At 70.0% G+C, this 24402-nt stretch carries 22 protein-coding genes and 2 tRNA genes; 21 read left to right on the top strand and 3 right to left on the bottom strand.

Features of this window, described 5'->3' with window-relative positions; translation table 11 throughout:
* The first annotated feature begins 226 nt into the window (after nucleotides 1-226).
* The 7 genes from AB0389_RS31420 (at nucleotide 227) to AB0389_RS31390 (ending at nucleotide 9476) form a co-directional block, all read left to right on the top strand.
* Nucleotides 227-1732, top strand: a complete 1506-nt coding sequence (locus AB0389_RS31420; RefSeq protein WP_366398919.1) for a bifunctional cytidylyltransferase/SDR family oxidoreductase — start codon at nucleotides 227-229, stop codon at nucleotides 1730-1732.
* Between the two features lie 139 nt (nucleotides 1733-1871).
* Nucleotides 1872-3986: a hypothetical protein gene (locus AB0389_RS31415; RefSeq protein ID WP_366398918.1), complete on the top strand. Its 2115-nt coding sequence runs from the start codon at nucleotides 1872-1874 to the stop codon at nucleotides 3984-3986.
* A gap of 239 nt (nucleotides 3987-4225) precedes the next feature.
* Nucleotides 4226-5464: a glycosyltransferase family 2 protein gene (locus tag AB0389_RS31410; RefSeq protein ID WP_366398917.1), complete on the top strand. Its 1239-nt coding sequence runs from the start codon at nucleotides 4226-4228 to the stop codon at nucleotides 5462-5464.
* 175 nt (nucleotides 5465-5639) lie between these two features.
* On the top strand, nucleotides 5640-6707 hold the full coding sequence (locus tag AB0389_RS31405) for a glucose-1-phosphate thymidylyltransferase (RefSeq protein ID WP_366398916.1): 1068 nt from the start codon (nucleotides 5640-5642) through the stop codon (nucleotides 6705-6707).
* Nucleotides 6704-7702, top strand: coding sequence for a dTDP-glucose 4,6-dehydratase (gene rfbB / locus AB0389_RS31400; RefSeq protein ID WP_366398915.1), 999 nt, complete (start codon nucleotides 6704-6706; stop codon nucleotides 7700-7702). Before AB0389_RS31405 ends, rfbB begins: the two co-directional genes overlap by 4 nt.
* Nucleotides 7699-8598 carry a dTDP-4-dehydrorhamnose reductase gene (rfbD, locus tag AB0389_RS31395; protein ID WP_366398914.1) on the top strand — a complete coding sequence of 300 codons (900 nt, stop codon included), beginning with the start codon at nucleotides 7699-7701 and terminating at the stop codon, nucleotides 8596-8598. The genes rfbB and rfbD overlap by 4 nt, the downstream gene beginning before the upstream one ends.
* Nucleotides 8599-8681: 83 nt before the next feature.
* Nucleotides 8682-9476, top strand: a complete 795-nt coding sequence (locus tag AB0389_RS31390) for a class I SAM-dependent methyltransferase (RefSeq protein WP_366398913.1) — start codon at nucleotides 8682-8684, stop codon at nucleotides 9474-9476.
* 78 nt (nucleotides 9477-9554) lie between these two features.
* Here AB0389_RS31390 and rfbC read toward each other — a convergent pair whose 3' ends face one another.
* Nucleotides 9555-10154 (bottom strand): dTDP-4-dehydrorhamnose 3,5-epimerase, encoded by a 600-nt coding sequence (rfbC, locus tag AB0389_RS31385; RefSeq protein ID WP_366398912.1) that lies wholly within the window; start codon nucleotides 10152-10154, stop codon nucleotides 9555-9557.
* 76 nt (nucleotides 10155-10230) lie between these two features.
* Nucleotides 10231-12285 (bottom strand): glycosyltransferase family A protein, encoded by a 2055-nt coding sequence (locus AB0389_RS31380; protein ID WP_366398911.1) that lies wholly within the window; start codon nucleotides 12283-12285, stop codon nucleotides 10231-10233.
* Between the two features lie 368 nt (nucleotides 12286-12653).
* Here AB0389_RS31380 and proB point away from each other — a divergent pair, with 368 nt between their 5' ends.
* The 5 genes from proB (at nucleotide 12654) to AB0389_RS31355 (ending at nucleotide 18024) form a co-directional block, all read left to right on the top strand.
* On the top strand, nucleotides 12654-13790 hold the full coding sequence (proB, locus tag AB0389_RS31375) for a glutamate 5-kinase (RefSeq protein ID WP_366398944.1): 1137 nt from the start codon (nucleotides 12654-12656) through the stop codon (nucleotides 13788-13790).
* A gap of 143 nt (nucleotides 13791-13933) precedes the next feature.
* A complete protein-coding gene (locus tag AB0389_RS31370) occupies nucleotides 13934-14458 on the top strand; it encodes a hypothetical protein (protein WP_366398910.1) in 525 nt (174 codons plus the stop codon).
* Between the two features lie 120 nt (nucleotides 14459-14578).
* A complete protein-coding gene (locus tag AB0389_RS31365; RefSeq protein WP_366398909.1) occupies nucleotides 14579-15862 on the top strand; it encodes a glutamate-5-semialdehyde dehydrogenase in 1284 nt (427 codons plus the stop codon).
* A 99-nt stretch (nucleotides 15863-15961) separates the two neighbouring features.
* Nucleotides 15962-16648 (top strand): hypothetical protein, encoded by a 687-nt coding sequence (locus AB0389_RS31360; protein WP_366398908.1) that lies wholly within the window; start codon nucleotides 15962-15964, stop codon nucleotides 16646-16648.
* A gap of 200 nt (nucleotides 16649-16848) precedes the next feature.
* Nucleotides 16849-18024: a hypothetical protein gene (locus tag AB0389_RS31355; RefSeq protein ID WP_366398907.1), complete on the top strand. Its 1176-nt coding sequence runs from the start codon at nucleotides 16849-16851 to the stop codon at nucleotides 18022-18024.
* A 51-nt stretch (nucleotides 18025-18075) separates the two neighbouring features.
* Here the strand turns inward: AB0389_RS31355 and AB0389_RS31350 are convergent, their stop codons facing one another.
* Nucleotides 18076-19245, bottom strand: coding sequence for a M48 family metallopeptidase (locus AB0389_RS31350; RefSeq protein WP_366398906.1), 1170 nt, complete (start codon nucleotides 19243-19245; stop codon nucleotides 18076-18078).
* 152 nt (nucleotides 19246-19397) lie between these two features.
* Between AB0389_RS31350 and AB0389_RS31345 the strand changes: the two genes are divergently transcribed.
* From AB0389_RS31345 to AB0389_RS31305, 9 genes are all read left to right on the top strand, one after another.
* Nucleotides 19398-19550 (top strand): hypothetical protein, encoded by a 153-nt coding sequence (locus AB0389_RS31345; RefSeq protein ID WP_366398905.1) that lies wholly within the window; start codon nucleotides 19398-19400, stop codon nucleotides 19548-19550.
* 101 nt (nucleotides 19551-19651) lie between these two features.
* Nucleotides 19652-19813, top strand: a complete 162-nt coding sequence (locus AB0389_RS31340; protein WP_366398904.1) for a hypothetical protein — start codon at nucleotides 19652-19654, stop codon at nucleotides 19811-19813.
* A 35-nt stretch (nucleotides 19814-19848) separates the two neighbouring features.
* On the top strand, nucleotides 19849-20502 hold the full coding sequence (gene nadD / locus AB0389_RS31335) for a nicotinate-nucleotide adenylyltransferase (RefSeq protein ID WP_366398903.1): 654 nt from the start codon (nucleotides 19849-19851) through the stop codon (nucleotides 20500-20502).
* Nucleotides 20503-20521: 19 nt separating this feature from the next.
* Complete coding sequence (locus tag AB0389_RS31330; protein WP_366398902.1) at nucleotides 20522-22255, top strand: LCP family protein; 1734 nt, start codon at nucleotides 20522-20524, stop codon at nucleotides 22253-22255.
* A gap of 162 nt (nucleotides 22256-22417) precedes the next feature.
* On the top strand, nucleotides 22418-22879 hold the full coding sequence (rsfS, locus tag AB0389_RS31325; RefSeq protein ID WP_366398901.1) for a ribosome silencing factor: 462 nt from the start codon (nucleotides 22418-22420) through the stop codon (nucleotides 22877-22879).
* Nucleotides 22876-23529 carry a histidine phosphatase family protein gene (locus tag AB0389_RS31320; protein WP_366398943.1) on the top strand — a complete coding sequence of 218 codons (654 nt, stop codon included), beginning with the start codon at nucleotides 22876-22878 and terminating at the stop codon, nucleotides 23527-23529. The genes rsfS and AB0389_RS31320 overlap by 4 nt, the downstream gene beginning before the upstream one ends.
* A gap of 96 nt (nucleotides 23530-23625) precedes the next feature.
* Nucleotides 23626-23698 (top strand) — tRNA-Ala (locus AB0389_RS31315).
* Nucleotides 23699-23938: 240 nt separating this feature from the next.
* A complete protein-coding gene (locus AB0389_RS31310) occupies nucleotides 23939-24172 on the top strand; it encodes a hypothetical protein (protein ID WP_114659166.1) in 234 nt (77 codons plus the stop codon).
* A gap of 104 nt (nucleotides 24173-24276) precedes the next feature.
* Nucleotides 24277-24349 (top strand) — tRNA-Ala (locus tag AB0389_RS31305).
* The last annotated feature ends 53 nt before the right edge of the window (nucleotides 24350-24402 follow it).

Here is a 24402-nt window from a genome sequence, read left to right as displayed (position 1 = left end):
CACTCCCGCGCGTAACCTCTCATGTGGGGTCCCTGGTGCTCGTACGTGAAACTTATGTGGTGTCCTTCACTGACGATGCCCGCTCCCGCACCACGGGCGCACCCGTTGTCGCAGGTGAACCAGGGGTGGCGAGCCGGTGTCCGGCGTCTGTGGTCCGCCTTGCACGAGGATTGCCACGGGTGGGACCATCGCTTCATCCTCTGAGCCCGCAAGGTAGGTCAGTCCTGTGTCTGCAACTTCCGCGCCGCCCGCGAAGCCCCGCACCACCGCCGTCGTCCTGGCGGGCGGTACCGGTCAGCGTGTGGGCCTGTCGATTCCGAAGCAGCTGCTGAAGATCGCGGGGAAGTCCGTCATCGAGCACACCCTGTGGATCTTCGAGCAGAGCGACGTGATCGACGATGTGATCGTGCTGATGGCGCCGGGCTATGTGCCGGACGTGGAGAAGATCGTCGCCAAGGCGGGGCTGTCCAAGGTCAGCCGCGTCATCGAGGGCGGCGCCACCAGGAACGAGACCACCGAGCGGGCCATCGAGGCGCTGGGCGAGGGGCTGGCGCCGGGGGAGGACCGTAACGTCCTGTTCCACGACGCCGTACGGCCGCTGCTGTCACGGCGCGTCATCGCGGACTGCGTGGACGCCCTCGGCCGCTACCAGGCCGTCGACGTGGCGATCCCGTCCGCGGACACCATCATCGTGACCCGTACGCACGGCGGCGACGGCGAGTTCATCACGGACGTGCCCGACCGGTCCCGGCTGCGGCGCGGCCAGACCCCGCAGGCGTTCAAGCTCTCCACCATCCGCAGGGCGTACGAGGTGGCCGCGGGCGATCCCAACTTCCAGGCGACGGACGACTGTTCCGTGGTGCTCAAGTACCTGCCGGACGTGCCGATCTACGTCGTCGCGGGCGACGAGTACAACATGAAGGTGACGCAGCCGGTCGACGTCTTCATCGCCGACAAGCTCTTCCAGCTGGCCTCCACCGCCGCCCCGCAGCAGGTCTCCGAGGACGCCTACCGCGAGCTGCTGGCCGGCAAGACGCTGGTGGTCTTCGGCGGTTCGTACGGCATCGGCGCCGACATCGCGCAGCTCGCCGAGGGTTACGGCGCCAAGGTCTACGCGCTGGGCCGCTCCACCACCGGTACGCACGTGGAGAACCCGGAGCACGTCGACGACGCCCTCTCGCGCGCGTACGGCGAGACCGGCCGCATCGACTACGTCATCAACACCGCGGGTGTGCTGCGTATCGGCAAGCTCGCCGAGACCGACAACACCACCATTCAGGAAGCGCTGAACGTCAATTACCTGGCGCCGGTGCAGATCGCGCGCGCCTCGTACAAGTACCTGGTGGAGACCAAGGGCCAGCTGCTGCTCTACACCTCCAGCAGCTACACCCGGGGCCGCGCCGAGTACAGCCTCTACTCGTCCACGAAGGCCGCCATGGTGAATCTCACCCAGGCGCTCTCGGACGAATGGGCGGGCGAGGGGATCCGCGTCAATTGCGTCAACCCCGAGCGCACCGCCACCCCTATGCGTACGAAGGCGTTCGGCGCTGAGCCCGAGGGGTCGCTGCTCTCCTCCGAGGCGGTCGCCAGGACCTCCCTGGACGTGCTGCTCTCCGAGCTGACCGGCCATGTCATCGACGTACGGCAGCAGGACCCGACGCGCGGCGCCTCCGAGGCGTCCGACTTCGAGCACGCCCTGGCCGCCGTACTCGACCGCCAGGAAGATGTGTAATAATTTTTGGAACTTGCATGGTTTCGGGCCTCTGTGATCGCCTCCGCGGCGTATCGCCGAGGCCCGAGTGCGTACAGCACTATCTTTACAAGAATCACATAACGTGAAATAACCAGCACTCCTCTGGAGCGGGTTCTTCGTGATTTCGACCGCCATTCGACTGGCCCGTGTAGGCAGTCGGTCCGAGCTGGCCGCGGCGGCCCTGCTCGGGCTGGGATATCCGTGCGTTCTGCTCGCCGCGCTGATTCCGAATCTCGGCTTCTTCGCCGTGGCCGCGGCCGCGACCTACGGGGCCGACCGCTTCCTGCATATGCGTGGCAGTTATCTGGTCAACCGGCTCCAGAAGGTCAGGGCCGGCCTCTCGATCCGCTTCCTCGTGCGTCAGCTGCTGCTGGTCCTGCTCGTGGCGCGGCTCGACCTCGCGGACCGCGCCATCTTCTACGTCATGCTCGGCGGCTTCCTGGCCTTCTACGCCCTCCAGGTCTGCCACGGCGCGCTCGCGGCCCTGATCCGGCTGCGCCGCACCATGCCGGTCGCGACCCGCAACGTCGACCTGAGCGCCATCCGCATCCCCGACGCCCCGCCCGCCGGCCTGCTGCGCCGCGCCGGCGAGAAGATGCTCCACCTCGACCTGCCCGCCGTGGCCGGTGTGATCGTCGCCGCGTGGACCGGCGACTACGTCTACGGCTACGCGGGGGTCGGCCTCACTCTTGGCCTCGGCCTGCTCTACGTCGGCGCCCTCATGTGGCATCTGCGCCGCCGCCGCCGTGTCCCTGCCCCCGACGCCGTACTGGACGCCGTCGACAACTGGCTGCGCGAGTACCGGCCCACCGTGGTGCTCTACTTCTCCGGCTCCAAGGAGTCGGCGTACCAGGTCAACATGTGGCTGGAGACGATGGAGCAGATCGACGGACGGCCGTTGATCCTCCTCCGCGAGCGCGGTATCGCCACCCAGCTCGCCCCGACTCCGGTCCCGGTGATCTGTGTGCCCGGCGGCACCCATCTGATGAACATGGACCTCTCCACGGTCCGGGTGGCGCTGTACGCGGCCAACGTCGGCAAGAACATCCACCTGCTGCGCGTCCCGACCATGAAGCACGTCTTCATCGGCCACGGCGACAGCGACAAGCTCGCCAGCGTCAACCCGTTCAGCAAGGTGTACGACGAGGTGTGGACCGCGGGACGGGCGGGCCGCGACCGCTACGCGCTGGCCGACGTCGGTGTGCGTGACGAGGACATCGCCGAGGTGGGACGGCCGCAGCTGGCCCCGATCGAGTCGTGGACCGGCGGCGTGAAGAACCCGATCCCCACGGTCCTGTACGCGCCGACCTGGGAGGGCTGGGACGACAACCCCGGCAACACCTCGCTGCTGCTGGCCGGCGAGAACATCATCAAGCGGCTGCTCGCGGCCGAGCGGCCGGTCCGGGTGATCTACAAGCCGCACCCGTTCACCGGCATCCGCGACCCCAAGGCCAAGGCCGTGCACGGGCGGATCACGAACCTGCTGAGCGCGGCCACCGCCGCCCGGCTCACCGAGCCCCGCTGGGCCGAGGCCGCCACGGCGGCCGGCGCCGAGCAGAGCGCCGCGCGGGCCGAACTGGCCCGGATCGAGGCGGCGCTGGCGGCGCTCGACGCGCCGGGCCGCTCGGGCGGCGACGAGGCGGAGCGCTCGCGCGTCTCGCTGGTCGACCAGGGCCGGCTCGACGAGGCCACACGGCTGCACGCCGAGTGGAACGCCACGTACTGGCGCACCTTCGGCTACTGGGAGCACCAGGTCGTCACCGGCCCCGAGCCGAAGCTGTACGACTGCTTCAACGAGTCGGACGCCATGGTCTCCGACATCTCCAGCGTGGTGTCGGACTTCATCGCGAGCGGCAAGCCCTACGCGGTGACCGACTCCGCCGAGCTGGGTGTGGAGGAGTTCAAGCGGCAGAACACCGCCGTACGGGCCGCCGTGATCCTCTCCAACAGCGCGTCGGAGCTGGACGAGCTGCTCGCCGCCGTGGCCGACCCGGCCGCCGACCGGCTGGCGGCCGACCGTACCGAGCTGAAGCGGTATCTGCTGGGGCCGGACGAGCCGACGTCGATGGAGCAGTTCAACGCGGCGACGCGGGCGCTGGCCGAGAAGGCGCAGGCGCGCAACACCGGCGTCGAGCAGCGGCTCGCCGAGCCGGAGGGCACGGCACCCCCGGCGGGCGCCGCGCCGGCGGTGGAGCGCGGGGTCAGCGGGCTGGATTCACCCGTACGGGGGTAGCCCCCAGGGTTTGGCCCGTATGACGGCCAAGACCTCGGTGGAAGGCCCGGCCCGGGCGCCTCACGGCGTTCCGCCGGGCCTTCCGTATGTCCGGCGGCCGTGCGTCCCGATGTCCGGCGGCCGTGCGTCCCGCGCAGGACAGGGCCGGTCAACTCCCCCACAATTGTGTGATGGCCATCACATATATTGAGGGGTACGGGGAGACAACCAATATTCGATTTAACTTGTCTTGATATCCGATGAACAATAAGTCTGTTCCTGATGTGAGTGTGATCGTCGGGGCATATGAAGCGATGCCCTACCTGATCCGTTGCCTGAAATCGGTCGAAGCCCAGACGCTGGGCGCCGACCGTATCGAGATCGTCGCCATAGACGACGGCTCGACCGACGGCACGGGGGAATATCTGGATGACTTCGCGGCCCGGACGTCCATCCCGACCAGGGTGGTACATCAGGCCAACTCGGGCGGTCCCAGCGGGCCGCGCAATGTTGGAATCGGCATGGCCCGGGGCCGTTACCTCTTCTTCCTCGACGCGGACGACTATTTCGCCGAAGAGTCCCTGGAGCGCATGGTCGCGATGGCCGACCGCGCCCGTACGGACGTGGTGCTGGGGAAGGTCGAGGGGGTGAACAGGGGGGCGCCCGGGTCGATGTGGCGCCGTACCGCCGAGCGCGTCGACATTTACGACTCGCAGGTGATTTACACGCTGAGCGCGCAGAAGCTCTTCCGGCGTGAACTCGTCGAACGGCTGAATCTGCGGTTCGACGAGGAGCTGAAGACCGGCGAGGACGCGCTCTTCACCATGGAGGCGTACGTCCGGGGAAACGGCGTCTCGGTGATCGCCGACTACACCTGTTATTACCTTGTCGGCCGGGACGACGGTAAACATGTGACAAAGAGCGGCAGTTATACGCTGCGGTTCGATTCCGCGGGCGCGCTGATGGCGCTCATCACCGAACTCGTACCACCCGGCGCGAAGCGCGACCGCCTCATGGTCCGACCCTTCACGGTCGGGCTCATCCAGCAGTTCGGCCACGGTGTCCTGAAACAGCCGAAGAAGATCCAGCGGCACAAGATGGCGCTGGCGGCCCCGCTGATGGAGCGTTACTGGACACCCGGGGTGGCCGCCCGGATCAAGGTCTCCGAGCGGCTGCGGCTGGACTGCGTCGCCCTGGGGCGGATCGATCTGCTCGCCGACATGCTGGCCTTCGTCAAGGCGGAGACCGTGCCCGAGGTCGTGTACCGGGGCCGCTCGCGCACGCCGTACCTGGTCCTCCCGCACTTCGGGGACCGGTCGACCGGGCTCACGGAAGCGTCGTACCGGGTGACCGTGCCCGACTGGCTGGGCAAGCCGGGACGTCAGCGGATCGAGGCCCCCGAGGCCGTGCGCCGGCGCAATTCGCTGCCGCGCAGAGTCGCGCGCCATCTCCGCACGCAGGCGCGGCACATCGCCCTGCTGAGAAACCGCGTGGCCTAGATCTCCTGACGATCCGCGCGCGGGTGCACGCGGATGCGCCGGGTGTGCACTACCGTGCGCCCCCGGTTCATCCACCCAAGATGGCCAACAGCGGATCTTAATGGAGATGGTGGGTAAAATCGGACTGTCGGGCGACGCCCGGACAGCATCGAACTCAGTACATCGGATGGGGATCGTGAAGGCACTCGTACTGTCCGGCGGGGCAGGCACCCGCCTGCGCCCGATCACGCACACCTCTGCGAAACAGCTCGTCCCGGTGGCGAACAAACCAGTGCTCTTCTACGGCCTGGAGTCCATCGCCGAGGCGGGCATCACGGAGGTCGGCGTCATCGTCGGCGACACGGCGGCGGAGATCAAGGAGGCTGTCGGTGACGGCTCGCAGTTCGGCATAAACGTCACCTATCTCCAGCAGGACGCCCCACTGGGGCTGGCCCACGCCGTCCTCATCGCGCGGGACTTCCTCGGCGACGACGACTTCGTGATGTACCTCGGGGACAACTTCATCGTCGGCGGCATCGCCGGGCTGGTCGACGGCTTCCGCGGGGAGCGGCCCGACGCGCAGATCCTGCTGACGAAGGTCCCCAACCCGACCTCCTTCGGCGTCGCCGAACTCGACGGCGAGGGGCGGGTGGTGGCCCTGGAGGAGAAGCCCGAGAAGCCCAAGAGCGACCTCGCGCTCGTCGGCGTCTATCTCTTCACCCCGGCCGTCCACGAGGCCGTACGCGCCATCGAGCCCTCCGGGCGCGGCGAGCTGGAGATCACCCACGCCATCCAGTGGCTGATCGACCAGAAGCGCGACGTGCGCTCCACCACGATCTCCGGGTACTGGAAGGACACCGGCAACGTCACCGACATGCTGGAGGTCAACCGATCGGTGCTGGAGACCGTGGAGCCCTGCCGCGACGGCAGCGTGGACGGGGCGACCGAGATCATAGGGCGGGTCAGGATCGAGGCGGGCGCGCGGGTCACCGGCAGCCGTATCGTCGGACCCGCGATCATCGGCGCGGACACGGTGATCCACGACGCCTACATCGGCCCCTTCACGTCCATCTCCGAAGGATGCAGGATCGAGGACAGCGAGATCGAGTACTCCATCGTTCTCCGGGGCTCCTCCATCACCGGCGTCCGCCGGGTGCAGGCGTCGCTCATCGGCCGCGACGTCGAGATCACCCCCGCGCCCCGTACCCCGTCCGCCCACCGACTCGTCCTCGGTGACCACAGCAAGGTGCAGATCTCCTCATGACCGACAGGATTCTCGTCACCGGAGGCGCGGGCTTCATCGGCTCGCACTACGTCCGTACGGTGCTCGGCCGGGAGCCGGGCTCCCCGGGCGCCGGCGACGTCGCGATCACGGTGCTCGACGCCCTGACCTACGCGGGAAATCCAGCCAATCTCGACGCCGTGCGCGACCACCCCGGATTCGCCTTCGTCCAGGGCGACATCTGCGACGCCGGACTCGTCGGCAAGCTGATGGCCGAGCACGACCAGGTGGTGCACTTCGCCGCCGAATCGCATGTCGACCGGTCCATCGACGGCGGCGCCGAGTTCGTCCGTACGAACGTGGTCGGAACGCACACGCTGATCGACGCCGCCCACCGCGCCGGGATCCGCACCTTCGTGCACATCTCCACCGACGAGGTCTACGGCTCGATCGACGAGGGCTCCTGGCCCGAGACCGACCCGCTGGCGCCCAACTCGCCCTACTCGGCGGCCAAGGCGTCCAGCGACCTGATCGCCCTCTCGTACCACCGCACCCACGGGCTCGACGTGCGGGTGACCCGCTGCTCCAACAACTACGGGCACCACCACTTCCCCGAGAAGGTCATCCCGCTCTTCATCACCAACCTGCTGGACGGCGCGAAGGTCCCGCTCTACGGCGACGGCGGCAACGTCCGCGACTGGCTGCACATCGACGACCATGTGCAGGGCATCGAGCTGGTCCGTACGAAGGGCCGCGCCGGGCAGGTCTACAACATCGGCGGCGGCACCGAGCTCTCCAACAAGGAGCTGACCGGGCTGCTGCTGGAGGCGTGCGGCGCCGACTGGGACACCAGCGTCGAGTACGTCACCGACCGCAAGGGCCACGACCGCCGCTACTCCGTGGACTGCGCCAGGATCCGCGAGGAGCTGGGGTACGAGCCGCGCAAGGACTTCGCCACCGGCCTCGCCGAGACCGTGGCGTGGTACCGCGAGAACCGCGCCTGGTGGGAGCCGCTGAAGGCGCGGGCCGCGCTGTGAGCCGCTGGCTCGTCACCGGCTCAGCCGGCATGCTCGGCCAGGACCTGCTGGCCGCCCTCGCCGCCGAGGGCGAGGACGCGACCGGCCTGGACCGGGCCGCGCTGGACATCACCGACCCCGGCGCCGTCCGCGCGGCCCTCGAGGCCCACGGGCCGGCCGTGGTGGTCAACTGCGCCGCCTGGACGGCCGTGGACGATGCCGAGAGCCGGGAGGCCGAGGCGCTCGCCGTCAACGGCACCGGACCCCGGGTCCTCGCCGAGGCGTGCCGGGAGTCCGGGGCCGTCCTGCTCCAGCTCTCCACGGACTACGTCTTCCCCGGCGACGGCGTGGTGCCGTACGCCGAGGACGCCGCCACCGGCCCGCTGGGCGCCTACGGGCGCACGAAGCTGGCGGGGGAGCGCGCGGTGCTCGACACGCTCCCGGAGCGCGGCTACGTGGTCCGTACGGCCTGGCTGTACGGAGCGGGCGGCCCCAACTTCGTCCGTACGATGATCAAACTGGAGTCCGTCAAGGACACCCTGGACGTCGTGGACGACCAGCGCGGCCAGCCCACCTGGACCGCCGACCTCGCCGCCCTGCTGGTCCGTCTTGGCCGGGGCGCGCTCGCGGGGACGGCCGCACCGGGCGTCTACCACGGCACCAGCGGCGGCGAGACGACCTGGCACGGCTTCACTCGGGAGATCTTCCGACTGCTTGGCGCGGACCCGGCGCGGGTCCGCCCGACGACCAGCGCCGCGTTCGTCCGGCCGGCGCCCCGCCCGGCGTACAGCGTGCTGGGGCACGAGGGGTGGAAACCGGCAGGAATCGAACCGATCAGGGACTGGCGGGCCGCGCTCGCGGAGGCGCTCCCCGTACTGCTGAAAACCGGCCGCCAAAAGGGTGTTACCGACCAGTAGATGTTTACGTAAGTCACGTATGCCTACTAAGTTCACTCAGAATCGAACCTCTGGTAGTGGATTCTCAGTGAAGGGCCTGTTACGTGGATCGCCACGGCTTCCTGCGCCACCTGCACCGTGTGTACAAACCCCGCACCTATCTGGAGATCGGGGTCAACGACGGCCGCAGTCTGGCGCTGTCCCGGGCCCCCTCGGTGGCCGTCGACCCGGCCTTCCGGGTGGTCACGGACATCAGCTGTGACGTCCATCTGGTCAAGGCCACCAGTGACGACTTCTTCGCGCGCAAGGACCCGCTGATCCATCTGCGGAACGGACGCAACCCGTTCCGCGCGCTGGCCCGACGCGATCCGGTCAACCTGTTCGGCGGCGACCCGAAGCTGGAGCTGTCGTTCATCGACGGCATGCACCTCTTCGAGTACGCGCTCCGCGACTTCATGAACGTCGAGAAGCACTCCCGCTGGTCCAGCGTGATCGTCCTGGACGACATGCTGCCGCGCGACGTCGACGAGGCAGCCCGCGACCGGCACACCAAGTTCTGGGCCGGTGACGTCTACAAGGTCGCCCAGGTGCTGCGGCGCTACCGCCCCGACCTGCTGGTGGTCGACGTCGACACCGCGCCGACCGGGGTCGTGGCCGTCTTCGGCGCGAACCCCGACAGCACGGTGCTGAAGAACGCGTACGACAAGATCATCGAGGAGTACGTCGTCCCGGACCCGCAGGACGTGCCCGAGGAGATCCTCGCCCGCAAGAGCGCCGTGCGGCCCGAGGAACTGCTCCGCGCCGACTTCTGGCCGGGCCTGGTCCGGGCCCGTAACCTGCGCCGTCCGCGCTCCGCCTTCGTCCCGCTGCGCCGGCAGATCGAAGCCGTCACGGGCTGACGCCGACCGGGAGTACGAGGGAGGGCCCGCGCGATCCGATCGCGCGGGCCCTCACCCGTTTCCCTGTCCGGGGGCCGGTCAGTCCCGGGCGGCCAGCTCCGCGTAGTACGCCCGGCAGTCCTCGTACGACGGCAGCAGGCCCTGGGCCTCGGCCTCGGCGAGGGTCGGGGCCGCCGCGTCCTTGTCGGACAGCAGCGGGGCGATGTCCGCCGGCCACTCGATGCCCAGCGCCGGGTCCAGCGGATGGATACCGTGCTCGCGCTGGGGCGCGTACCCCTCCGAGCAGAGGTAGATCACCGTCGCGTCGTCGGTCAGCGCCATGAAGGAGTGCCCGAGCCCCTCGGCGAGATACAGCGACCGGTGATCGACATCATCGAGCCGGACGGCCTCCCACCGCCCGAACGTCGGCGAGCCGACCCGGATGTCCACGACCACATCGAGGACCGCGCCGCGCACGCACTTGACGTACTTGGCCTGGCTCGGCGGCACATCGGCGAAGTGCACGCCGCGCAGGGTGCCCCGGCTGGACACCGAACAGTTGGCCTGGGCGAGGTTCAGCCGGTGTCCGGCCGACTTGGCGAAATCCTCGTCACCGAACCACTCGTGGAAACTGCCGCGGCTGTCCGGGAAGAGCCTCGGTTCATGCACCCATGCCCCTTCGACGGAGAGCGGTCGCACGTGATCACATCCTTGCTTTTACGTTTACTTCTGCGTGTGCATCAGAGAGAAGGGTGAGGGCAGGCGGCGCGGGCGGTCAGAACCGGGCCACGAGACGCCGTACCTTCTTGCGCGTCGCCGGGGGCAGCCGGCGCACGATCGGGCCGCCGACCGAGCGGAGCAGCCGGCGCACGGACGCCCTGCGGCGCTGCACCGTCACCACCCGCACGAGCAGCGGATCGACCTGGGGCAGATCGCTGCGGTCCAGCCGGATCCGGCCGCCTTCGGTGACGGGCACCTCGCGGAGATCCAGCGCCGGGGACGTCTTGCCGTCCAGCCGTACGGACAGCCGCGCCGGTCCCGCGGGCAGGCCCGTGACGTGCTCGGGCACCACGAGATGGGCCCGGCCGTGATCGGGGCGCAGCGTCGCCGAGGCCGTCCGGGCGGTGCCGTCCGCGCCGGTCACGACCAGCTCGACCGGACGGGAACCGGACGCCGAGCCGGTGAAGAGGTCGAGGCGCAGCTCCGGCCGGTTGCCCGGCATCCGGAAGACGGGCCGGTCGGCCAGGTAGGCGGCGAGCTTCTTGGCGCGGCCCGCGACATCGAGGGTGAGATTGCCGTGCGGGTCGGTGAAGTACGGGATGACCGGCCGGGCGGGCTCGCCGAGCAGCGCCGGGAGGCACTTGGCGTCCACCTGCGGCGCCCGGTCGGCGCCGAGCCTGGCCTTGCGCACCAGCCCCACCCCGCGCAGCGGCACCCAGATGTCCCAGAAGCCCCGGGAGACCCGGCCGCGGCCCTTGACCGCCTCGCTGGTGACATGGCCGGAGCCGTGCAGCACGACCTCGTACACGTCCTCCGCCGTATCGCTCTCGTCCCCGGTCCTCGGGAGCTTCTCGATCTTGGTGATGAACTCCGCCGGGCACGGCCACTCGACGGCCGTCTCCCGGTTGCGCAGCGAGAGTTCGCCCTTGAACTCGTCCATGTCGTCGGTGACGTCCAGCAGTTCGCCGTCCGGCAGGAAGTCCGCGGTCAGCTCCGGGTGCAGGCAGTACCGGCCGTCACGGCGTACGAACCGCAGCGGCTCCCGGTCCTCGCCGTGCACCAGCCTGGCGGTCACCGTGAGCGCCATCCGGCCGTCGGGCTCCCAGCCGAGATCCTCCAGACGGGCCGCGCCCACCACGGACTTGGCGAAGCGCGCGGCCTTCAGCAGCCCCTCGCGGTCGTCGGCGCGCAGCAGGGTGGAGCGCAGCCGGGTCAGCGAGCCGAGCCCGTCGTGCACACCGTCGTGCATGAAGTCCCGGGCGAGTGGCTGGATCGCGTCGCACATCTCGGCGAAGAACTCCGGCTCGTAGCCGAGAACCGACGGTTCGCTGAGCCGTGCGAGCATCTCGACCCGGTAGAAGCGGCGCAGCAACCGGTCCCGGAATTCACCCGGTTCAGTGTTCTTTACGACGACTTCGAGGACCTCGCGGAGGTTGCCGTAGTACCCCGAGGGCACGATCCGCGTGGATCCGGCGTTCTTGCCGTCGTCCCGCTTCGAGTAGTAGTAGCAGGTGTAGTTCCCCAGGATCGAGACGACCTTGGCCGGGAAATACGCCTGCATCATGTACAGCTGGTCCTCCAGACGGCGCTTTCCCTCGGGGTAGGCGATGCCGTTCTCGCGGAGGAACTCCGTACGGAACATCTTGTGCGGGGTGAGGCTGTCGTACAGGGGGGCGTTGGTCAGGTCGCATTTCTCGCGGGTGACCTTGAAAACGCCGTGCGGAACGCCGCGGAAATTCGACGCGACCTTTCCGATGACGATGTCCGAGCCGTTGCGGTGGCCGATCGCGTAGAGCCGGCGCAGCGCGTCGGAGGCCAGGTGATCATCCTGGTCGACGAAGTGCACGTACTCGCCCGCCGCTTCCGCGACCCCGATGTTCCTGGGCTTTCCGGGCCAGCCCGAGTTGGGGATGTGGATCACGCGGAAATGGGGGTGCTCCGCCGCCAGTTTGTCCAGCCGTTCCGGAGTGTCGTCCGTCGAACCGTCGTCGACGAAGAGAACTTCGAATTCCTCGGCCGGCAGCGTCTGTGCCAGCAGTGAATCAACGCAGGGATCGATGTACTTCCCCGGGTTGTACACCGGAATGACGACGCTCACTTTTACTGGCATTTACCGATGGCCCATCTCGTGTGTGATTCTCAGAAGCTTCAGTGGCAGAGTCGCCGGCATCGGCGAAGTGCTGCGGGCGCCGTCCGGTGCAGCGTAGCGCTGCGTGGCCGAGCGGTGTTTCCTCCACCGTTGGTACACCTGGAAGACAGGCATCGCGGCCATCCGGTTGTTCTGTTGACGCGACTTTGACCGGATGAACACGGATCCCCCGCGCCGCGGCCCGGTCCATGTCCCAGCCACTGAAATGGATCGCCGCCGCCCGGCCGCGCCCGCGTACGCTGGGCCGCCGGGAACGGCAGCGCGCGAGCGATGCGCGAGCGGTACGAGAGCAGAGGCGGCGCACGGTGGCAGCGGCACGGCAGGACGCGGTGGCACAAGCCCGCAGGATCGTCGTCAAGGTCGGTTCCTCGTCCCTCACCACCGCCTCCGGAGGACTCGACGCGGACCGGGTGGACGCCCTGGTCGACGCGCTCGCCACCGTACGGGGCCGGACATACGGACCGGGTGAGGGCGGCGGCGACGGCGACCGGGAGATCGTCCTCGTGTCCAGCGGCGCCATCGCCGCCGGGCTCGCACCGCTCGGCCTCGCCCGCCGCCCCCGCGACCTGGCCCGCCAGCAGGCCGCGGCCAGCGTCGGGCAGGGGCTGCTGGTCGCCCGGTACACCGCCTCCTTCGCGCGGTACGGCGTCCGGGTCGGGCAGGTGCTGCTCACCACGGACGACACCAGCCGCCGGGCCTCGTACCGCAACGCCTACCGCACCCTCGACCAGCTGCTGGGCATGGGCGCCGTCCCCGTCGTCAACGAGAACGACACCGTCGCCACCGACGAGATCCGCTTCGGCGACAACGACCGGCTGGCCGCGCTCGTCGCCCATCTCGTACGGGCCGATCTGCTCGTCCTGCTCTCCGATGTCGACGGGCTGTACGACGGCGACCCGAGCCGCCCCGGCACCTCCCGTATCGCCGAGGTGCGCGGCCCGGCCGACCTCGACGGCGTCTCCATCGGCAGCTCCGGCAAGGCGGGGGTCGGCACCGGGGGCATGGTCACCAAGGTCGAGGCCGCCAGGATCGCCGCCGAGGCCGGTATCCCGGTGGTGCTGACCTCGGCCAGCCACGCCGCCGACGCCCTCGCGGGCCGGGACACCGGCACGTACTTCCACCGCACCGGACGCCGCTCGGCGGGCCGGCTGCTCTGGCTCGCGCACGCCTCCACCCCGCTCGGCGCCCTCACCCTGGACGACGGCGCCGTCCGGGCCGTGGTGGAGCGGCGCACCTCGCTCCTGCCGGCCGGGATCGCCGCCGTCGAGGGCGAGTTCGCGGCGGGCGACCCGGTCGAGCTGCGGGACACCGAGGGCCGTGCCGTGGCCCGCGGACTGGTCAACTTCGACGCCAAGGAGATCCCGCAGCTGCTGGGCCGCTCGACCCGTGAGCTGGCCCGTGAGCTGGGGCCCGCCTACGAGCGTGAGGTCGTACACAGGGACGATCTGGTCATCCTGAATCCCTGACCCGGACCCGAAACGGCTGAAACTCCGGACTTGGGGCAGGGACCTTCACCAAAACCGCCCCACGTCCCTCCCGGTACTGGTCAACTTTGTCCCAGGGGTACAGGCGGGGGACGGCACGACGACGCAGTAACAGGAGGCCGCTGGTGAGACGAGCGCGCCCGGGGGCGCTGCCCCGAGGGATTGGCGGCGGCGCCCGAGCCCGGCGGGCCATGGGCGAGGAACGGGCCCTGACCAGCGTCGAAGCGGGGGACGACTTCGGCGATTCCGACAACTTTCCGGCGAAGGACGCGGGTGCGGGCGCGGACGCGGGCGCGACGGAGCGTCCCGTGTCGAAGCTGTGGCACATCACACTGAGCGTCTCGGGCGGGGAGGCCCCGCTGGCGGAGGTCCGGCGCGGTCTCGAGCAGCTCGCCCACGACCATCCCTTCCTGCTGACCAGCAGATACGCGAACGATCACGCGGAGATCCGCTACTGGGAGGAGGCCCGGGACCTGCACGACGCCGCCGCGGTGGCGCTGCGGCTCTGGGGCGAGCACCGCTCCACCGCACAGCTCCCGCCGTGGGAGATCGTGGGGCTGGAGGTCATCGACCGTGAGACGTACCACCTGCGGATAGCGGAGGGGTGCGGTCCGCCCCCGGCGGCGACGGTCGGGGTCCATCCGTTCTGATCCCGGTCACGTGCCTGATCCGGGTACGCGGCGCCGATCCGGGCACACGGCCCGGCGGCGGCCGTCTCGGAGTGCGGAATACGTGCGGAATGCCCGCAGGGCGCGCATTACCCTGCGGGCATGACCTCGCTCTCTCCGTACGACAACCTCACGCCGGTCGCCAGGACCGCCTACCGGTCCCGCGCCGCGGCAGCCGATATCGCGCCACTGCCACGCGCGGCCAAGGACGACGCGCTGCTGGCGATCGCCGACGCGCTGGAGGTCCGTACCCACGAGATCGTCACCGCCAACGCGGAGGACGTCGCGCGCGCCCGGGAGGCCGGGACCGCCGAGTCGGTCATCGACCGGCTGACGCTGACGCCGGAGCGGATCAGGGCCATGGCCGCCGACGTACGGGACGTGGCGGCGCTGCCCGACCCGGTCGGCGAGGTCGTCCGCGGTTCGACCCTGCCGAACGGGATCGACCTGCGGCAGGTCCGGGTGCCGCTCGGCGTGGTCGGGATCATCTACGAGGCACGCCCCAATGTCACCGTGGACGCCGCCGCGCTCTGCCTCAAGTCGGGCAACGCCGTGCTGCTGCGCGGTTCGTCGTCGGCGATCGCCTCCAACACCGCGCTCGTCCGCGTACTGCGCGACGCGGTCGGTGGCGCCGGGCTGCCCGCCGACGCCGTACAGCTGGTGCCCGGCGAGGGCCGGGACGCCGTCCGGGAGCTGATGCGGGCCCGCGGTCTGGTCGACGTACTGATCCCGCGCGGCGGCGCCTCCCTGATCCGTACCGTCGTCGAGGGATCCACCGTCCCCGTCATCGAGACCGGCACCGGCAACTGCCATGTGTACGTGGACGCCGACACCGATCTCGGCATGGCCGTCGACATCCTCATCAACTCCAAGGCCCAGCGGCCCAGCGTCTGCAACGCCGCCGAGACGCTGCTCGTCCACCAGGACAGCGCGGCGGCCTTCCTGCCGCGCGCGCTGGACGCGCTCGCGGACGCCGGCGTGACCGTGCACGGCGACGAGCGGGTGCTCGCGTACGCCGCCGGGACGAAGGCGACGGTCGTGCCGGCCACGGAGGAGGACTGGGAGACCGAGTACCTCTCGTACGACATCGCCGCCGCGGTCGTCGACTCGCTGGACGCGGCCGTCGCGCACATCCGGCTCTGGTCGTCCGGTCATACGGAGGCGATCGTCACCACCTCGCAGGCCGCCGCCCGCAGATTCACCCAGTTGGTCGATTCCACGACGGTCGCCGTGAACGCGTCCACGCGCTTCACCGACGGCGGACAGTTCGGCTTCGGCGCCGAGATCGGCATCTCCACCCAGAAGCTGCACGCGCGGGGGCCGATGGGGCTGCCCGAGCTGACGTCCACGAAGTACATCGTCACCGGGGACGGGCACACCCGGTAGCGGACACCCGGTCGCACTCCGGGTCATGTGATGAACGCCAAGTCGGGAGAGTGCGGACTCCGCCTGCCCAAAGCGACCTCTCCGGTCTACTCTGAAGAGGTGCCGGACGACGTGGGGGGCAGGCCGTTTCCTGACGGCCGCGAGCCCGACGACGACCGCGGAGGCGCGGACAAGGACTTCGCCCCCGTGGTCTTCGACGAGGAATTCGTCAGATCCGCCACCATCCATGAACCCTCCGCCGTGGAACGGCTGCTCGCCGCCGCACAGGCGCGCGCCGAGGCGGAGGCCGCCCGCGCGAGGTCGGGCGGCGGACCGCACGACGACGACCAGTACGACGAGCTGTACGGCCGCGACGGCGCGTACGGCCCTGAGTACGGCCACGAGTTCGGGTACGACCCAGATGACCCCGACGGGGACGCCGGTCCCTACGGACGCCACGGCGGCACCCTGCGGCCCTACCGGGGCAGCGCCCGCTGGCACCGGCCCGTCGCCTGGCTGCTGGCGCTGCTGATGGGCATCGGGATGGTCGCCCTCGCCTTCACGGCCGTCTACCGGGGCGCCTCGTCGGGCAGCCGCGACGACCAGGTGCCGCAGCCCGCCACGACCGGCATGGGCGAGCACGGCACGGCCGGTCCCTCGGCCGTGGCGCCGCACGCCACGGCGACCGACCCGGCGGCGGCCGATCCCGCGGCGGCGGGACGCACGGCGCCCGGCCCCACGGCGTCGGACGGTTCCGCGGCGATCGGCTCCGTACCGGCCGCCTCGGCCGTACCGCCCGCACCCTGAGCCCGCGCCCTGAGCCCGCACCCTGAGCCCGCACCCTGAGACCGGGCCCTGAGCCCGCACCCTGAGACCGGGCCCTGAGCCCGGCCCCGGAAACCCTGTCCCGCGCCCGGGGCGTTACCTGAACGGGTGAGTGCGGGCCCACCGGAACTTGCCGACTGCCACAGCGTTTACGTTCGGCCCCTTCGACCTACCCTCAAGGTATGGCAGGGCACGGAGACCCTCCCGAAGGGGAACCCGAGGGGTCCCCCCGCGGAGAGGACGACGAGTACCGATCCACCGTCTTCGACGAGTCGTTCATCCGTGCTGCCCGCCTCCAGGAGTACTCCGCGCGCGAGCGGATGACCGACCACTCCCACGCGGTACGGAAGGTGCAGCCGAAGCCGGCGGCGGACCCGCCCGGCACGGACCGGGTCGGCGGACCGGGCCGCCGTGGAGGCTTCGGGAACGGACCCAAGCAGCTTCTGCTGCTGCTCATGGTGCTGGTGCTGTCCTTCGGCACGGCGGTCTATCTGGGCCTGCGCAACCCGTACCGGCCACCGCCCGTCCGCGCCGTCGAGCAGACGCGGATCTCGGTGCTCCCGCTGGTGCCCGAGGGACGGGTGCCGGGCGGCACCCCCGACGAACTGTTCGCGCACAGCCCCGCCGCACAGTTCCGGGAGGGGGCCGCCGGGATCACCCTGCCGGGCGCCCGCGCCACCGGGGACTTCGCGGAGGGGCAGGTGATGGCCGCGCTGACGACCGTCAAGGACTACCTCGTGGCGTCCTCGCTCGACCCTGACGTCCTCATGGGCCGTACGGTACGGCCCGTACGGGTACTGCTCGACCCGGAGCAGCAGGGGCAGTTCGACCGCGGCCTCACCGACCCCGCCAACGACGGGCGGCACGACCCGATCGGCTGGCTCGTGCGCTTCGACCCGGCGAAGGTGGCGCGCGCCGACTCCCAGGTGCGGGTACGCGGCACCCTGACGTACCAGGAGACGTCGCCAGGGACGCTGGAGGTCGTCTCGGACCATCTCTTCGTCTACGCGCTGCGGCCGGCCGGTCCCGGCGACGGGGCCACGGACCGGTCCGTGGCCGGTCCGGTGCGGGACGCGTCGCTGTTCACCGTACGGCGGGAGCTGAGCTTCCGGTTCGCCGCGGACGATCTGCCCAGGCACCAGACCGTGCTCGTGAGCAGCGCGGTGCAGGCCGGGCCCCAGGCGTGCTCGGCCGAGGTGCCGCGGACGCTGCGTCCGCTGCTGGCGGGGGAGCGGGCGAAGCCGCACAACCCGGCCGCGACCGACCCGTACACGACCGGTCCTGTGGCGCCCGCGATGTGCGGCACGCTCTCCCCGCTGGCGCAGCCGACGGTGACGGGGAGCGGGCCGGCTGCCTGAGCGTGCCGGGCCGCTCCCGACCGGGCCGCTCCCGACCGTGCCTCCCGACCGTCAGGACGTGCCCGGGCCCCGGTTGCCGTCGTCGCCGCTGCCGCTGCCGTTGCCGCTGCTTCCGTCGCTGTCGCCGTTGTCGCCGTTGCCGGTGGAACGGCCGCCGCCCGAGCCGCCGCCGCCCGTGAACTTGTCGCGCAGCTTGCCGCCCAGATCGCCCGCGCCACCCGCGATGTCGCCGACCAGCTTCATCAGCGGGTCCTTGCTGCCGCGCACCGTATCCGCGTAGTGCGCGGCCGAGTCGCGGAAGGAGTCCGTGACCGAGGCGTCCTTGTCCTCCGAGCGGCGCGGGTAGTGGCCGTCCATGATCCGCTGGAAGTCGCGGCTCTCGGACCACTTCTTCAGCTCGGCCGCCCGCACCGTGGTGAAGGGGTGGCTGCGCGGCAGCACGTTGAGGATCTTCAGTACGGAGTCGCGCAGATCGCCGCCCGCCTCGTACTCCGCGGCCTGGGCCAGGAACGCGTCCACGTTCATCTCGTGCAGATGGTTGCCACCGGCGATCTTCATCAGCCCGCGCATCGACGCCTGGATGTCCTGCCCGACCAGCAGCCCGGCCCGGTCGGCCGACAGCTCGGACTTGCGGAACCACTCGCGCAGCGCCGTCACTATCGCCATGATCGCGACATTGCCGAGCGGGATCCAGGCGACCTTGAGAGCCAGGTTGGTGAGGAAGAGCAGTATCGTCCGGTAGACCGAGTGGCCGGAGAGCGCGTGGCCCACCTCGTGGCCCACGACCGCCCGCGTCTCCTCCTCGTCGAGCAGCTCCACCAGCCCGGTGGTGAGCACGATGATCGGCTCGTCCAGCCCGATGCACATCGCGTTGGGCTTCGGGTCCTGCGCCACGTACATGGCGGGGACCTTCTCCAGGTCCAGGATGGCGCAGGCGTCCAGCAGCATGGCGTGCAGATGGACGAACTGCGCGTCGCTGACCCGTACGGAGTCGGAGAGGAACAGCAACCGCAGGCTGCGCTCCGGCAGTAGTCCGCTGAGCGCCTTGAAGACCGTGTCGAAGCCGCTCAGCTTGCGCAGCGCGACCAGCGCCGAGCGGTCCGCCGGGTGTTCGTACGCCCGCGAGGAGATCCCGGGGAAGCGCCTGCGCTGTCTGCTCGGCAGGCTTTCGTGACCGGCCGCAGCCTCGTGACCGGCCGCCTCGTGGTTGTCGTCTGTCATGGATATCCCCTGTTCGTACGAGTCCAAGGCTCGTCCCCCTGACGGCCCCCAGCCTAGAGGCTGCCGCTACGGTGTGGCGGGGGCCCGCGGCCGAGTTTCCCGGGGGAAGGACCCCGGGCCCCGGCCCGAAATGACCGAGGAGCACCACCGACATGCCGGAAATCGCCACACTGCTCGCCGCGGCATCGGACCAGCGGGGACCGGGCAATACGGTACGGATCGTGCTGGTCGTCGCCCTGGTCGGCGCCGCCCTGCTCGCCTGGCTCCTGCTGCGCGGATACCGCGACAACGATCACAACGACTGAGTCGGCGTGAGCGTGCCCGGGGGCCCCGCATACGATGTGCCCGAAGTCTCAGCTCCGACTTCCCCCGATCCCAGATCCCCGAAGAAAAGGGCCCGCAGAAGATGAGCCTCACCGGCACCGCCGCCCATCTGGTCATGCTCGCCGAGGGTGGCGAGCACGGCGGCAATCACGAAAGCCTCAATCCCCTCCTCACCGGGGGCGGCGCTTTCCTGGCGCTGTTCCTGCTGCTGTGGATCACCACCCGCTTCAACCGCGACCGCTGACAGGCCGGGATCCGGTGCCAGTAGGCTCTGGGCGCATGGGAGAGCAGCAAGCGTCCACCGGTCCCGGTCCCGTCACGGTTCCCGACACCGGATCAGGCAGCGGTAAGCGCCGACTCGGCGTCATGGGCGGTACTTTCGACCCGATCCACCACGGGCACCTGGTGGCGGCCAGCGAAGTCGCCGCGCTGTTCCACCTCGACGAGGTGGTGTTCGTGCCGACAGGGACGCCGTGGCAGAAGAGCCAGCGCGCGGTGTCGCCCGCCGAGGACCGTTATCTGATGACGGTCATCGCCACGGCGTCGAACCCGCAGTTCTCGGTCAGCCGTATCGACATCGACCGCGGCGGCGCCACGTACACGATCGACACGCTGCGGGATCTGCGGACCCTCAACGACGACGCGGACCTCTTCTTCATCACGGGCGCCGACGCGCTCTCCCAGATCCTCAGCTGGCGTGATCACGAGGAGCTGTTCGCGCTCGCCCATTTCATCGGAGTCACCAGGCCGGGCCATGATCTGACGGACGACGGACTGCCCAAGGGCGGCGTCTCCCTGGTGGAGGTCCCCGCGCTGGCCATCTCGTCGACCGACTGCCGGGGACGGGTCGGCAAGGGCGATCCGGTCTGGTATCTGGTGCCGGACGGAGTCGTGCGCTACATCGACAAGCGGCAGTTGTACCGCGGCGAATGAGCCACGGAGAGGGGCACCGGTGAACGACCGACAGCAGCCGTACGATCCGTACGACCCGTATTACGCGCAGCCCCAGATCGTCGGGTACGACGAGTACGGGCAGCCGGTGTACCAGCAGCCTCAGCAACAGGTTCAGCAGCAGCAGGTCCAGCAGCAGGTCCAGCAGCAACAGACGTACGGCTACGACCCGTACGCGCAGCCGGATCAGGGCCAGCAGGCTCAGCAGGTCCAGCCGCAGCAGCCGCAGCAGCCGCAGTACGACCAGTACGCGCAGCAGGGGTACGGGAACGCCGGTTACGGCTATGACGCGGGCCAGCAGCAGTGGAGCGTTCCGCAGCAGCAGCAGCAGCAGGCCGCGCCGGTGCCTGCGCCGGCGCCCGCCCCCGTCTCCGAACCGGCGCCCACGCCCGCGCCTACGCGCGCGCCCGCGCCCGAACCGCCCGCCGCCGAGCCGGAGAAGGCGCCCGCCGCCGGGGCCGGGAAGGCGGCAGGGGACGGCGACTACAAGACCGAGCAGTTCTCCTTCATAGAAGAGCCGAACGAGTCCTCCGAAGACGTCATCGACTGGCTCAACTTCACCGAGAGCCGCTCCGAGCGCCGTGAGGAGGCCAAGCGCCAGAGCCGCAGCCGGGGCGTGGCCCTGGTCGTGGCGTTCGCCCTGGTGGTCCTCGGCGGTGCCGGCTACCTCTGGTACGCGGACCTGCTGCCCGGCCTCTCCTCCTCGGAGGCGAAGGCGACTACGGCGACGGGATCACAGAAGCGCGATGTGATCGTCGTCCATATGCACAACACGAAGGACAAGGGCACCTCCACGGCGCTGCTGGTCAACAACTCCACGGCCGGGGAGGGATCCACCCTGCTGCTGCCCAACTCGCTCTCGGTGGCGGCCGACGACGGCACCTCCGTCACGCTCGGCAAGTCCGTGGACGAGGACGGCTCGGACACCACACGAGAGTCCATCGGCACCCTCTTCGGCACCAAGATCTCCGGTACCTGGCGGCTGGACACCCCCTATCTGGACAATCTCGTCGAGCTGGTCGGCGGCATCGACGTGGACACCGACACCGAGGTGCCCGGCGCGAAGAAGAGTGACGGCGCGCTGGTGAAGAAGGGCGAGCAGCAGACCCTCAGCGGCAAGATGGCCGTCGCGTACGCCACCTACCGCGCGCCGGGCGAGGAGGAGGCCAAGCAGCTCCAGCGGTTCGGCCAGGTGATCCAGGGCGCGCTGCGGAAGCTCTCCAGCGACGCGGACTCCGCCACGCTCACCGTCGAGACGCTGGGGCAGATCCTCGACCCCTCGCTGCCCGAGAAGGACCTCGGCGCCTCCCTCGCCAAGCTCGCCGAGCACGCCAAGGCGGGCGACTACAAGACGGCCCTCCTGCCCGTACAGGAGGACGGCACGCTCAGCGAGGAGACCTCGGAGAGCGTGGTCAAGGACGTCCTCGGCGGCTCGGTCAGCGCCCCGGAGAAGGGCGCGGCGGCCCGGGTCGGCGTCAAGAACGCGAGCGGTAACCAGGACGCGGCGGAGTCCGCCCGTATCGCTCTCGTCAACGGTGGCTACACCTTCGTGGACGCGGGGACCGCGGAGGCCGTGGCGTCGTCCCGCGTCACCTACGGTGACGACGCGAACAAGGAGCAGGCGGAAGAGGTCGCCAAGACGCTCTCACTGCCGGACAGCGCGGTGGAGAAGGGCAAGGCGGCGGCGAACGCCGATGTCTCGGTCGTCCTCGGCCAGGACTACAAGGTCGACTAGACGGTTCGGGAGGACCGGACGATCCGGGGCGCCGGGCAGGGGGAACAGGTCCCGCCCGGCGCCCCCGCGGCGTCCGGGCCCCCACCGTGCCCGGGGCTGCGTCGGCTGTCGGTGGTCCGTGAGACCCTGGACATCTCCACGACCGTCTACGAAAGCCTGCCAGTGACCGCTACTGATCGTTCCATCCAGCTCGTCAACGCCGCCGCCCAGGCGGCCGCGGACCGGCTCGCGCACGACGTCATCGCGTACGACGTCAGCGATGTGCTGTCGATCACCGACGCCTTCCTGCTCGCCTCCGCGCCCAACGACCGACAGGTCAAGTCGATCGTCGACGAGATCGAGGAGCGGCTCCAGAAGGAGCTGGGCGCCAAGCCGGTGCGCCGCGAGGGCGACCGCGACGCCCGCTGGATCCTCCTCGACTACGTGGACATCGTCATCCACGTCCAGCACAGCGAGGAGCGCGTCTTCTACGCCCTGGAGCGGCTCTGGAAGGACTGCCCCGAGCTGCCGCTGCCCGAGGACGCCGTCAAGACCCGCGGCAAGGCCAAGGAGCACGCCGACGTCAACGGCGAGCCCGCCGCCCACGCCGGGATCGCCGGTGACGCGGACGGTGAGCTGAGCTGAACGGCGCGCAGGGGGGCAGGGGCCGCCGGGTCGTCCTGTGGCGGCACGGCCAGACGGCCTGGAACCTGGAACGCCGTTTCCAGGGCACCACGGACATCGAGCTGACCGCCGAGGGCGTCGCGCAGGCCCGGCGCGCGGCCCGGCTGCTGGCCTCGCTGAAGCCGGACGCGATCATCGCCTCCGACCTCCGGCGGGCCGCCGCCACGGCCACCGAGCTGGCCTCCGTGACCGGCCTCGGCATCCAGCACGACGCCGCGCTCCGCGAGACCTTCGCGGGCGCCTGGCAGGGGCTGACCCACGAGGAGATCATCGGGCGGTTCGGCGAGCAGTACGCGGCGTGGAAGCGCGGCGAGTCCGTCCGGCGCGGCGGCGGTGAGCTGGAGACCGAGGTCGCGGACCGGGCGGCGCCCGTGGTGCTGCACCACGCCGACAAGCTGCCCGACGGCGGCACGCTGGTCGTGGTCAGCCACGGCGGCACGATCCGTACCACCATCGGCCGGCTGCTCGGCCTGGAGGCGTACCACTGGGAGGGGCTCGGCGGCCTCTCCAACTGCTGCTGGTCGGTCCTCGGCGAGGGCGCGCGCGGCTGGCGGCTGCTGGAGCACAACGCCGGCACCCTCCCGGAACCGGTCCTCGGAGACGACGACTGAGAGCGCTCCCGGGCAGTGGCAGCACCGGATTTCGCTTTCCGGCAGGTCACAGGCTAAAGTTCTTCTTGTTCGCAGCGCGGAGCGCGGGGAACACGCGGGGCTATAGCTCAGTTGGTAGAGCGCCTGCATGGCATGCAGGAGGTCAGGAGTTCAATTCTCCTTAGCTCCACAATCGACACGGTCAGTGTCACCCACAGAATCCCGTCCCTTCCTGGGGCGGGATTTTTGCTGTCCCCGTGCCGCTCCCCGTACCTCTTCCCGCGCCGGTTTCCGCTCTGGTGTGTCCCGTACCGCTCAGTGGGTACAGAAGCCCCTGCGAGCACGCCATTTCGGGCTGACCAGCAGGCTTGGGCGTGGCAGAATCGAACCGCCGGAGGGGGCGAGGAACCGGACCGGGAAGGAGCGCGCGATGGGCGCCCACAGGCGTACGTGCGACTGGTGCGGCAGCGGTACGCCGATCGTCAGGGACATGGATCCGCTGAGCGCCGACTACCAGTACTGGTGCGAGGAGTGCGCGCGGGCCCTGATCATAAAAGGCGACCCGATCGAGACGTACCGGGAGCTGGAGGGTGAGCCGATCTACGGCCGTCTCCTCGACGACCACTGCACGCTGAAACGGTTCTACTCGTTCGCCACGGCCTGACCGTTCACCGTGGCGGGCCCGCTTCCGGAATCGATTTGGTGGTGGGCAGCAGGACCGTTAAAGTTGGGGATGTCGCCGAGGGAAACCCCGGTGGCGCTTCATGAGGGGCTATAGCTCAGTTGGTAGAGCGCCTGCATGGCATGCAGGAGGTCAGGAGTTCAATTCTCCTTAGCTCCACAGGTGAAGAACGAAGAGAAGCGGGGCGAACGCATACCGCTGGCTCCCGACGC

The organism is Streptomyces sp. NPDC093109 (assembly GCF_040701725.1).
GTDB lineage: Bacteria > Actinomycetota > Actinomycetes > Streptomycetales > Streptomycetaceae > Streptomyces.
Note: the sequence above shows the minus strand (reverse complement) of the source record. Positions and strands in the feature narration are given on the sequence as shown.